Origin of the sequence: Oxalicibacterium flavum (genome assembly GCF_014635065.1) — a bacterium.
Taxonomy (GTDB): Bacteria; Pseudomonadota; Gammaproteobacteria; order Burkholderiales; family Burkholderiaceae_D; genus Oxalicibacterium; species Oxalicibacterium flavum.
In genome coordinates, this window is sequence record NZ_BMCG01000001.1 from 134,608 (window position 1) to 146,206 (window position 11,599).

The 11,599-nt window shown below is 63.1% G+C and carries 8 protein-coding genes; 3 read left to right on the forward strand and 5 right to left on the reverse strand.

Features of this window, described 5'->3' with window-relative positions; translation table 11 throughout:
• The first annotated feature begins 178 nt into the window (after positions 1-178).
• Positions 179-913 (forward strand): response regulator, encoded by a 735-nt coding sequence (locus IEV38_RS00575; RefSeq protein WP_188394233.1) that lies wholly within the window; start codon positions 179-181, stop codon positions 911-913.
• On the opposite strand, the gene IEV38_RS00580 is transcribed toward IEV38_RS00575, so the two are convergent.
• Positions 910-1,980, reverse strand: a complete 1,071-nt coding sequence (locus IEV38_RS00580; protein ID WP_188394234.1) for an HD domain-containing phosphohydrolase — start codon at positions 1,978-1,980, stop codon at positions 910-912. The two genes, IEV38_RS00575 and IEV38_RS00580, sit on opposite strands and share 4 nt — an antisense overlap.
• Positions 1,977-5,036 carry a PAS domain S-box protein gene (locus tag IEV38_RS00585; protein WP_188394235.1) on the reverse strand — a complete coding sequence of 1,020 codons (3,060 nt, stop codon included), beginning with the start codon at positions 5,034-5,036 and terminating at the stop codon, positions 1,977-1,979. Before IEV38_RS00585 ends, IEV38_RS00580 begins: the two co-directional genes overlap by 4 nt.
• Positions 5,037-5,249: 213 nt before the next feature.
• On the opposite strand from IEV38_RS00585, the gene IEV38_RS00590 reads away from it, so the two are divergent.
• A complete protein-coding gene (locus IEV38_RS00590) occupies positions 5,250-6,692 on the forward strand; it encodes an aldehyde dehydrogenase family protein (RefSeq protein ID WP_188394236.1) in 1,443 nt (480 codons plus the stop codon).
• Between the two features lie 77 nt (positions 6,693-6,769).
• On the opposite strand, the gene IEV38_RS00595 is transcribed toward IEV38_RS00590, so the two are convergent.
• From IEV38_RS00595 to IEV38_RS00605, 3 genes are all read right to left on the reverse strand, one after another.
• A complete protein-coding gene (locus IEV38_RS00595) occupies positions 6,770-8,422 on the reverse strand; it encodes a methyl-accepting chemotaxis protein (RefSeq protein ID WP_188394237.1) in 1,653 nt (550 codons plus the stop codon).
• 331 nt (positions 8,423-8,753) lie between these two features.
• Positions 8,754-9,383 (reverse strand): helix-turn-helix domain-containing protein, encoded by a 630-nt coding sequence (locus IEV38_RS00600; protein ID WP_188394238.1) that lies wholly within the window; start codon positions 9,381-9,383, stop codon positions 8,754-8,756.
• Complete coding sequence (locus IEV38_RS00605; RefSeq protein ID WP_188394239.1) at positions 9,361-10,011, reverse strand: DJ-1/PfpI family protein; 651 nt, start codon at positions 10,009-10,011, stop codon at positions 9,361-9,363. Before IEV38_RS00605 ends, IEV38_RS00600 begins: the two co-directional genes overlap by 23 nt.
• Positions 10,012-10,251: 240 nt before the next feature.
• Between IEV38_RS00605 and IEV38_RS00610 the strand changes: the two genes are divergently transcribed.
• A complete protein-coding gene (locus IEV38_RS00610; RefSeq protein WP_229728480.1) occupies positions 10,252-11,565 on the forward strand; it encodes an MFS transporter in 1,314 nt (437 codons plus the stop codon).
• Positions 11,566-11,599 lie beyond the last annotated feature (34 nt).

Consider the following 11,599-nt stretch of genomic DNA (forward strand, 5'->3'; position numbering starts at 1 on the left):
CTTCCCCGCCATGTCCCTTAGCCAGCGAACATGCTGCCCCGCATCGGTTCGCTGCCGCAGTTCGTCAGGCGCCTGTCTTCCGGCGAGGATTCGCAGCGGTTCGCGACGGCGATGTGCACCATCCATATATAAAAACGATTGATCTGTTCCACAACAAGACGTGTCGGGAGCGCTTGTAATGCATGCCGGGAAATCCATATTAATCGTCGATGACGATCCGCAGGCCCGCAAACTGCTGCAGACTTATCTGAGCAATGTCGGCTTCCTGGTCCGGGCCGCCGTCAACGGCAGCGATTTCCGTCGAATCCTGGAAGAAACGGGAGCGGACTTGGTGATTCTGGACGTCACGCTTCCCGACGAAAGCGGATTCAAGCTCTGCCAGTGGATGCACGAACACCCGGATTTTCTTCAGATCCCCATCATCATGCTGACCGGCCGGGTCGAGGAAGTGAACCGCGTCCTGGGACTCGAACTCGGCGCCGACGACTACCTGTGCAAGCCGTTCAGCCTGCGCGAACTGCTGGCGCGCATCAATGCGCTTCTGCGCCGCACGAGCATCAGTCCGAAATCGACGGCTATCGGCGGTCAGGTGCTGGCCTTCGACGAATGGCAGCTCGATACGGTGAGCCGCCGTCTGGTTCACCTCGACGGCGAGGAAGTGATTCTGACCGGCACCGATTTCACCCTGTTGAAACTCTTCCTCGATCATCCACAGCAGGTTCTCGACCGCGACACCATCGGCAATGCCACGCGCGGACGCGAGATGATGCCGCAGGAGCGCGGCGTCGATACCGCCGTATATCGCCTGCGCCAGCGTCTGCGCGACACTGCCAAGCCGCCGCGGCTGATTCTCACCGTGCGGGGTGGCGGCTATCTTCTGGCGGCGGAAGTGACCTTGCGCAACCGCGCCTAGGCGGCCTTCAACCCGTCCGGTTCCCGGTAGCGCTCTGCGATGCGCAGGATGTCGTCCAGGCTGGACAGGAACACATCGACGATCTCCGGATCGAAGTGTTTTCCCGATTGCTGCCGCATGAACGAGACGGCCTGTTCGATGCTCCATGCCGGCTTGTAGGGACGCACCGAAATCAGCGCATCGAACACGTCCGCCACTGTGGCGATCCTGGCCGATTGCGGGATGTCGGCGCCGGCCAGGCCGGACGGATAACCGCTGCCGTCCCATTTCTCGTGGTGGTGCAAGGCGATTTCCCGCGCCAGGCGCAACAAGGGAAAATCGTCGCCGGCCAGAAGTTCGGCGCCGATTGCCACGTGTCCTTTCATGATCCGCCACTCCTCGTCGTCCAGTTTTCCCGGCTTGAGCAGGATGGCATCGGGGATGCCGATCTTGCCGATGTCGTGCATCGGACTGGCGTGCAGCATCAGCTCGACATCGGCCGCGTCCCAGCCCAATCGCTCGGCAAGCAGCGCGGCCGTATGCGCCATGCGCAGGACGTGCAGGCCGGTTTCGTTGTCCCGGTATTCGGCGGCCCGGCCCAGGCGCTGGATGATCTGCAGGCGGGTCGCGACCACTTCCTCGGTGCGACGGCGGACCATCTCCTCGAGGACGACATTCTGTTCGTGGGTGATGCGATGCGCGCGGCGGCCATCGAGCAGATTGCGCACGCGCATCAACAATTCTGTGCGCTCGAAAGGCTTGCTCAGATAGTCGCGCGCGCCCAGGGCGAGCGCCTTGAGCAGGCTGCCGTGTCCGTACTCGGCCGTCAGGACCAGGATAGGCGGCAGCAGCGGATCGCCGAGCGCGCGCAACTGTTCCATGATCTGGTAGCCGTCGAGGTGCGGCATGTTGAGGTCGAGCAGGATCAGGTCGGGGCGCAGGCGCGCATACTCTGGCAGAACCTGACGCGGGTCGTCGAGACAGATGCGCCGGGTGTAACCCTGACCGTCCAGTATCTTGTCCAGCAACTTGAGGTTGGCCGGCTCGTCGTCGACGATCATGATCGTCGAATCGTCGTGCGTCGTCATGTGGATGCTCCTTGGAGACGGTGTGTGTCGATGCTTTCCAGAAAACGGCCAACGTCGATCGGCTTGGTCAGATAATCGGCAAAGCCGGCCGCGATGCCGCGCTCGATGTCCTTCGGCATGGCATTGGCCGAGACGGCAATGACCGGCACATGCCGCAGTCGAAGGTCGGCCTTGAGTACCTGCAGCACTTCGTAGCCGTCCATGCCCGGCATGTTGATGTCGAGCAGGATCAAACTCGGCTTGCGGCTGCGCGCCAATTCGATACCCAGTTCAGGCGTGTGCGCCGTCACCAGCAGGGTGTTGCGCAGCTTGCCGAGCATCTGCGTGACGAGTTTCAGATTGACGGGATTGTCATCGATATAGAGGATTTGTTCCTGATCGTATCCCTCGCTTTTCGCTCCGTGCCGCAGTACCTGTTCCTGAAGTCCTGCCATTTCCGGCTCCGCCTGCGGCAGCTCGATCCAGAAACGGCTTCCCGTGCCGGGCGTGCTGTCGACGGCGATCGTTCCGCCCATCGCCTCGATCAGGCGACGCGAAATCACCAGGCCGATGCCGGTGCCTTCGATCTTGCCGTGTTCCTCACCCAGGCGGTTGAAGGGCTGGAACAACCGTGCCAGATTCTCGGGCGCGATGCCATTGCCCGTATCGGCGACCGCAATGCGGAAGCGCGGGCCATCCGCCTCCACCGTCAGCCTGACCTCGCCCTGCTGACGGTTGTACTTGATGGCATTAGACAGCAGGTTGAGCAGGACCTGCTTGAGCCGCACCCTGTCGGCCAGCACCGCTGCCATCGGAGCGGTCGGCATGTGCAGGGAGATCTGGCGCTCGCTCGCCAGCGGCCGCAGCAGGTGATCGCATTCGTCGATCACCTGGTCCAGCAGAACGGTTTCGATGGACAGGCTCATGTGGCCGGACTCGATCTTGGAGAGGTCGAGCACCCCGTTGATCAATCCCAGCAGATGGCGTCCCGCCTTGAGGATTTCCTGCACGCTATCCTGCTGGTCCGCGTTCAGCCTTTCGTCGAATTCGAGTATCTGGGCAAAGCCGAAGATGGCATTCATCGGCGTGCGCAATTCATGGCTCATGCTCGACAGGAATTCGGTTTTCGCCCGATTGGCGCGTTCGGCTTCCTGCTTCGCGGCCTGCACGGCGAGTTCGATCTCCTTCTGACGCGAAATATCGAGCACCGTCGTCAGGCGCAGTTCGCGGCCGCCGAACAGCAGATTGCGTCCGCGCACAATGGCCGGGAAAGTCGTGCCGTCGTGACGCAGCATCATCGACTCATACGGCTCTGCCCATTTCGACTCGATCAGTTGCAATGCCATCGGCACCACGCTGGCGGCAGTGAAAGACATCACCGGCCGACCGACGGCATCTTCGCGCCGGCAGCGGAACAGTTCGAACCAGCGGTCGCTGGCGTCGACGATGATGCCCCGGTCGCACACCACGATCCCCTCCTCGACGTTATCGACGAAGAACTTGTAGCGTTGCGTGCTCTCCTGCAATTCGAGTTCGATGGCCTTGAGGTCCGTGATATCCAGATGCGCGCCAACGATGCCGACGACCCGGCCTTCGGCATCGAGCTGAGGCATGATTCCGATCCGCAGCCAGCACTCGCCGCGCGACAGTTCCACGCGCGCCTCGAACGGCGGCAGCGGGCGGCCGCTTTCCAGCACCGCGCGGCTGGGTTCGCGGTAGATCGCGGCGATCTCCGGCGCAAGCAGTTCGGCGTCTTCCCTGCCCTCGAGCTGCGTCAGGCTCCCGATGCCGAAATCGTTGAGGAAGCGCCGATTGGCGCCCTGATAGCGCAGTTCGCGGTCTTTCCAGAAAATACCGGCCGGCAGCTTGTCGAAGACGCCGCGGACCTGCCGCGCATCATCCCTTGCCTTCTGCCTGCTGAGGAACAGTTCGTCCTGCGTCTGCTTGAGCAATGTGATATCGGTGCGGATAGAAACGTAGCGAAGCGGCTTTCCGGCCTCGTCCACGACCGGCATGATGGTCGCGCTGACCCAGTAGAGTTCGCCGTTCTTCTTGCGGTTGCAGAACTCGCCGCGCCATGTTCCGCCATGCGTGATGGTGCGCCACAGATCGGTATAGAACTCGTCGGAATGGCGGCCTGACCTGAGCTTACCGTGGGTCGCTCCGAGCAGTTCTTCGCGGCCGTATCCGCTCAATGCGCAAAACCTGTCGTTGGCATAGATGATGCGGCCGGCCGTGTCTGTCATGCTGATGATGGCGTGCTGGTCGGCTGCGCCATGCAGCGTATCCATTTTCTGGCGCTGCATCTCCAGTTGCCGACTATGCAGTTCCTCGCACCGCCTGCGTGCACGCGCCGCGCGCACGATGGGACGCAGCAACGCCGCAAGCTGGCCGGCGGCGGCCGGGCTGTCCAGCCAGAACTCGTCGTCCACGCCCGTTTCCGACGACGCTTGCCTGGACTCGGCCGATGCCAGGAAGAACAGCGGCAATCGCAGGCGGACGGCTGCCTTGCGCGCCGCGGCGACGAGGTCCGCATCGCGCGGCGCGATCTCAACGATCAATGCCGCACAGTCGGCCGCTTGCCGCAGATGCGACAGCTCGCCTGCATTCAGGATCAGCGGCGTGCAGCGCGCGGCTTCCACTTCCCGCGTACGCGCCGCCACTGCCTCCGGCGGACTGGCGACGAGTGCCACCGGCAACGGCCGGCCAAGCAGGTCGTCGCCTATCGCCGCCAGCAATTGCGCCAATGCCATGTCTTCCGCCGGTGCCCGCAGGACGCGACCGCATGGCAGCGGTTCGTCCTGCGTATCGGCATCTCCCAGCATCACCACCGCAGCCGCATGGGCGACACACCGGGAAAAGGCATGCCGCGCCGCGAGCGGTTGCCGTGCCAGCCAGGCGGAATCGGTCAGGACGACATCCAGAGCACCCACAGCATCGGGCATCGCGGCCAGCGACAGCACTTCCGAGAACAGGAAACGCTCACTGCCGAGCAGTTGTCGCAGCGCGGGCCACGGGGCGCATGCGAGACCGACCAGCAATACTCTTATCTTTTCCGAGGCCCCGTTGCCTGACATGTCGTGTTCCTTTTTTACCTGTAAATGAAGCGGTGCAGCAACCACGTTCACGCGAGCGCGGTTGCGCACGCGCGTTACGGATAACCGGCATCGATTCAGCGTCGTCGCTCCCGCCTCATCCTGTGCGGGAACGACGGAAAATGAAAAATGCCCGGCGTTCCGGGATAGAATTTTCCCTTGCAGCAACAGAATAACCGACGCAGAAAGAGTACCGTGCAAACCCATCGCCCTTTTCCCGAAGACCGTTTTTCCACCCTGCGCATCGGCAATGCGCGCATTCGCACGACGCGGTCTCTGCCGGTCGTCAATCCGGCCTTCGGCACGGCGTTCACCAGCGTCCCGCACGCCGCGCCGGAACATCTGGAAGGCGCTGTCGCGGCGGCGCAGGACGCCTTCGCGCAGTGGCGCGCCCTTCCGTGGGCGGAACGCCAGTCCCGCATCGAAGCCCTCGCCGATCGCATGGCGCAGGCGCGCGAAGAACTGGCCGAACTCATGACCCTGGAACAGGGCAAACCGCGCCATTCGGCGGCGATCGGCGAAGTCGATTACGCCGTGGACTGGCTCAGGGGAATCGCCAGGCAACGCCTGAACGCCAAGGTCCTCGAAGACAAACCGCATCATCATGTCGAACAATCCTATGTTCCGCTGGGCGTGGTCGGCCTGATCGTGCCCTGGAACTTCCCGCTGTGCCTGGCCATCTGGAAACTCGCGCCGGCCCTGATCACGGGCAATACCGTCATTCTCAAACCGTCGCCGTACACGCCACTGACCGCGCTGCGCCTGGCCGAGCTGGCCGAGGATGTCCTGCCGCCCGGCGTGTTCACGGTGCTGACCGGAGACGACATGCTGGGCCAATGGATGGTGGACCATCCGGGCATCGCCAAGATCAGTTTCACCGGTTCGAGCGCCACCGGCCGCAAGGTCATGGCCGGCGCCGCCGCGCATCTCAAGCGCGTGACGCTGGAACTGGGCGGCAACGACCCCGCCATCGTGCTGCCCGACGCCGATCTCGACGCCTGCGTTCCGCCATTGTTCTGGGGCGCCTTCGGCAATTCCGGCCAATGGTGCGTCGGCATCAAGCGGCTCTACGTGCACGACGACATCTACCCGCAACTGCGCGACGCGCTGATCGCCTATGCACGCAGCATACCGATGGGCGACGGCATGGACCCGGCCAACCTGCTCGGACCGCTGCAAAATGCCCGGCAGTACGCCAAGGTGCTGGACCTGCTCGACGATTGCAACCGGCAGGGCTTGCGCATCGCGCACGGCGGCGCGCATCCCGCGCCCGATCGGCAAGGCTACTTCGTGCCGGTCACGCTCGTCGACAATCCGCCCGACGACAGCCGCGTGGTCACCGAGGAAGCGTTCGGCCCCATCCTTCCCATCTTGCGCTACCGCGATATCGACGACGTGGTGCGGCGCGCCAACGACACCGGCTACGGTCTCGGCGCTTCGATCTGGAGCCGCGACACGGCATTGGCCCAGACCCTGGCCGATCGCCTCGAAGCCGGCACGGTCTGGATCAACGAGGTCTATGTCCACGGCGTGGATTTTCCCTTCGGCGGACACAAGCTGTCGGGCTTGGGCCTCGAGCACGGCGCCGAAGGACTGGCGGCTTACACCAACCTGAAAATTCGCATGACGGCACGCTAGGCTCCCCTTGCGTGCCCTTGTGCGCGAGCGTGGCGCTCGATGCCGGGCATCCACCGCCACCGGATCGCGCCATCCGGTCACGCACGGCTGAACTGCGGCAGTCGCGGACGCGCGCTTTCGCCGCCGATCAGGCCTCGACTCGGAGCACGCTCCTGCCGGAAGGCATTTTCGTCGGCAGAACGCTGCTGCTTGAACACCGCCACCGCCTGCGACAACCGTTCCGTCTTGTGCTGCAGACTGTCGGCAGCGGTCTGCGACTGTTCCGCCAACGCAGCGTTCTGCTGCGTCATGCTGTCGAGCTGGCCGATCGCCTGGTTCACGTCCTGAATACCCGCCGCCTGCTCTTCGGTTGCCGAGCTGATTTCGTTGATCAGCTTGGCCACGCGCTCGACCTGCTCGCGGATATCGGTCATGGCTTCGCCGCCGCGCTGCACGAGTTCGCCGCCAACCTCGACCTTCTCCATGCTGGCGCCGATCAGTCCCTTTACCTCCTGCGCGGCCTGCGCGCATCGCTGCGCCAGATTGCGGACTTCTCCCGCCACCACCGCAAAGCCCCGGCCCTGCTCGCCGGCGCGCGCGGCCTCGACTGCGGCATTCAGCGCCAGAATATTGATCTGGAAGGCGATGGAATCGATAACGCCGATGATGTCGCCGATCTTCTTGCTGGCAGCGGAAATGTCGGACATGGTATTGACCACGTCGTTGATCACCGAAGCGCCACGGAAGGCGGCGGCCGTCGCCGCGCCCGCCAGACCGGTCGCTTCGCGGGCGGCGTCGGCGTTGTGCGAGATGCTGGACGTCATCTGCTCCATCGCCGAGGCCGTTTGCTGCAGCCGACCGGTCGATTGCTCGGTGCGCGCATTCAGGTCGCGATTGCCCTGCGCGATCTCGGTGCTCGCCAGCCATACGCCGGAAGTCTGTTCGCTCACGTCGTCGACCAGCGAACGCAGGTTCAGCCCGGCCTGATTCACGCTGCGCAGCAGCATGCCGATGTCGTCCACGCGATTCAGCATCTCGCTCTCCGCAGGCTGGCCGGCCGCGACGTTCTGCGCCTGACGCAGCACGTAGGCGATGGGCCGCGTGATCTGATGCCGCAGCCACAACTGCGCGACGATGGTGCAGAAGAGTGTCCAGCCAGCGAACCCGGCCAGCATCGCTCCTTCCAGACCCAGCGCCCATGCTCCGCCGACCACCAGCGCGCCCAGTCCGTAGACGCCGCAACGCAACCGCCAGGCGGTGCTCATGGTTTGCAGCGTGGACATCCAGCGCCGCCAGCCGCTGCGCACGATCAGCCCCTGATGGAAGCGCAGGCCCTTGGCTCGGCCCTCGCGGAATTTGCGGTAGAGCGTTTCCGCTTGCGCGACTTCCTCGCGCGCCGGCCGCGTGCGCACCGACATGTAGCCGGTCAACTGGCCGTTGCGCACCACGGGCGTGGCATTGGCGCGCACCCAATAATGGTCGCCATTCTTGCGGCGGTTCTTGACGAGCGCCGACCACGACTTGCCTTCCTTGAGCGTTGCCCACATGTCGGCAAAGGCTTCGCGCGGCATGTCGGGGTGGCGCACGAGGTTGTGGGGCTGGCCTTCCAGGTCTTCGGCATCGAAGCCGCTGGCCTGCATGAAGGCCGCGTTGGTATAGGTAATGTGGCTCTGCGTGTCCGTGGTGGACATCAGGGTCGCATCCTGCGGAAATTCGAATTCACGCTGGGTGACGGGCAGATTGGTGCGCATGGGGACTTTCCTCTTTATCGGTTCGATCGCGACAAAATGCCCTCGTCCCGTTACCCGGCTGCATGGTGAAACGTGCAGACGCTCGAGAACGGCAATTGCCGAAAATGTTGTGACGCGAGCGATTTTCTCGCCGAGAGGAAGTGCGCCGAATACGGCGTGACACTACGTGACAATCCGTGTGCATGGGTGACAATACCGATACTTGACTGAACACGGCGGCATGACGCGCATTACAGTCCCCGCAGGAAATTCCGCCTGAACCGATACCGTTCAGGCGGGCGAAATTGCCGCCGTCACTGCGGGCATGTCCCGCTCTTCACCTGCATGCCGATCAGGGAATGGCCGTGGTCCGCGAACGATAGATGACGACCAGCGCGCGCGATTCGCCCTCGAGGCTGCGGCCGCGGTGCGGGGTGCGCGAATCGAAATAGACGCTGTCGCCGGGCGACAGCACCCAGGTCTTGTTGCGGCCGTCGATGACGGCCTCGAACTCCACTTCGCCATCGAGGATGAACATGAATTCCTCGCCGTCGTGCTCGAAGCGCACGTCGCGGTCCACCTGCGACGGGAAGATCATGATGAAGGGTTCCATCTGCTTGTGATGGCGCTTGTGCGCCAGCGCCGTGTAGTCGTAGCCGAACGATGATCCGCCGCGGATCACCGATTCGCGCTGCCATGAGCGCACCACGCAGACGGCGGACAGGTCTTCGGCCGCTTCCGGTTCCAGCAGGTCGGCAACGTCGGTATCGAGCACCTGCGCGATCTTGACGAGTGTGCCGATGGGCGGGATGACCTTGGAATTCTCTATCTTGGACAGATAGCCCTTGGTGAAGCCGGTGGTGGCGGCAAGCTGGTCCTGCGTGAATCCGCGCGCCGCGCGCAGCTTGGAGATGCGCTTTCCGAGATGCAGCTCGATGGCCGTCGCGGCGTCTTCCTTCTTATCTGCTTTCTTGCCTGCCATTCTGTCCATCTGAAATGATTGGGGGAAATGCGCGCCGGTTGGCGTCGCGCGCGACGGCGTATTCCATGATGCGCGCGGTCTCTGCCGCCGTCTCGGCGTCGAACAGCTTCTCGAGCAGGAACAGCGTGGTGTCGATGCACAGCGAGACGCCGCCGCCCGTCACCACCGCCCCGTTGTCCACCAGGACGCCCTCGCGCACATCGATCTCCGCGTAGCGCTCGCGCAGGATTCGAATGGGCGGATACTCGGGATCAACCACCTCGCGCTTGGTCGTGGCCGACTTGCCGTCCAGCACACCGCTGGCAGCGAGAATCATACCACCCGTGCATACCGAGGCCAGCACGCCATGCGCGGCACGCGCACGCAAGAAGGCCAGGAGCGCTTCGTTTTCCGCCTGCCTGCACCATCCGGGACCACCGGTAACGATCAGCGCGTCCGTTTGCGGTGCATCGTCGAGTCCGTAATCGGCCTGCACCACCAGTCCGTTCGACAACCGTACCGGACCGCGTTGCGGCGCGATGGTGCAGATCGCGATCTCCGGCCGGATCCTTCTGGCCATCGACAGCACGCCTACCGTCGCCAGATCGATGGGCTCCACGTCTTCGTAAATCAGCACGCCAAACAGCATTTTTCTTCCTTTCAGCAAAACCTCTGTCTATGAAACTTTTCAACATTTTGTTTCATGGCACGAAACATGCATCAACGAGCATGCCGACCGATATGACGTAGTTTCCATGCAAATATAGCGGTTATACGTGATTTTGCCATGTTTGGCGAGTTCAACGTAATTACCAAAAGTTTCCTGATATGATCATATTGCATGTCGGCTCGACTTCCTCCTCCTTCACCAGCTTTCAAGGAAATGAGCATGACATTCAGCGCAACCGCGACCGTCGCGGACAGCAAGACGGAAAAAAAGGGCATTCGATCCGTGGTATTCGCCAGCGCCATCGGCACCATCATCGAATGGTATGACTTTCTGATTTACGGAATGGCCGCTGCCTTGGTCTTCAACAAGCTCTTCTTCCCCAGCGTCGATCCGCTGCTGGGCACGCTGGCGGCGCTCGGCAGCTATGCCGTGGGCTTTCTGGCGCGTCCGCTGGGCGGCGCGATCTTCGGCCATTACGGCGACCGCATCGGACGCAAGTCGATCCTGATGATCACGCTGGCCATGATGGGCCTCGGCACCTTCCTGATCGGCCTGCTGCCGACCTACGAGCAGATCGGCATCTGGGCACCCATCCTGCTGGTGACACTGCGCTTTGTGCAGGGCATCGGCCTCGGCGGCGAATGGGGTGGCGCGGCGGTGATGGTGCTCGAACATTCGCCCAGGAATCGCCGCGGCTTCTACGGCAGCCTGGTGCAGGTCGGCTTTCCTCTGGGCCTGGTGATCGCGACGCTGGTGTTCTCGTTCGTTTCCAAGATGCCGGAAGAGGACATCATGAGCTGGGGTTGGCGCGTGCCGTTCCTGATCAGCGCGGTACTGATCGTGGTTGGCATGTTCATCCGCAAGAACGTGCATGAATCGCCCGTGTTCGAGGACATGAAGGCGCGCCGCGAGATCGTCAAGAGTCCGGTGATTGACGTCATCCTCAAGCATCCACGCACCTTCTTCGTGGCCATCGGCCTCAAGATTTCGGAAGTGTCGTGGGTCTATATGCTGACCGTCTTCATGGTGGTCTACGCGACCGGCACGCTGGGGCTGCCGAAGACGCTGATCCTCGACGCGATCCTGATCGCTGCCATCGTCGAGATCGTCACGATTCCGCTGTTCGGCTTCCTGTCCGACGTGATCGGCCGCCGCCCGCTCTACTTCATCGGCGCGCTGTTCACGATCGCATTCGCCTTTCCGCTGTTCTGGATCATGGAAATGCGCACCGCCGAAGCGGTGATCCTGACCATCGTGTTCGCCATGAGCATGGGCCACGGCCTGATGTTCGCACCGGAAGCGACCTACTTCCCCGAACTGTTCGGCGCCAATGTGCGCTACAGCGGCGCCTCCTTCGGCTTCCAGGTGGCGGCAGCCATCGGCGGCGGCCTGAGCCCGATCATCGCGACCGCGCTGGCCGGCTACCTGGGCGGCACCGCGGGTGTGTCCATCATGCTGATCCTGCTGGCATCGATCACGCTGTTCGCCGCCTTCTTCGCGCGCGAAACCAAACACGAGGCGCTTCTCAAATGATCCAGAGGGGCCGTGCCGTCACGCACGGAGCGGC

Coding starts and splice junctions, on each gene's coding strand:
- IEV38_RS00600 (WP_188394238.1), bottom strand. CDS start 9,383: ATGGCAGGCAAGAAAGCAGATAAGAAGGAAGACGCCGCGACGGCCATC.
- IEV38_RS00585 (WP_188394235.1), bottom strand. CDS start 5,036: ATGTCAGGCAACGGGGCCTCGGAAAAGATAAGAGTATTGCTGGTCGGT.
- IEV38_RS00595 (WP_188394237.1), bottom strand. CDS start 8,422: ATGCGCACCAATCTGCCCGTCACCCAGCGTGAATTCGAATTTCCGCAG.
- IEV38_RS00575 (WP_188394233.1), top strand. CDS start 179: ATGCATGCCGGGAAATCCATATTAATCGTCGATGACGATCCGCAGGCC.
- IEV38_RS00610 (WP_229728480.1), top strand. CDS start 10,252: ATGACATTCAGCGCAACCGCGACCGTCGCGGACAGCAAGACGGAAAAA.
- IEV38_RS00605 (WP_188394239.1), bottom strand. CDS start 10,011: ATGCTGTTTGGCGTGCTGATTTACGAAGACGTGGAGCCCATCGATCTG.
- IEV38_RS00580 (WP_188394234.1), bottom strand. CDS start 1,980: ATGACGACGCACGACGATTCGACGATCATGATCGTCGACGACGAGCCG.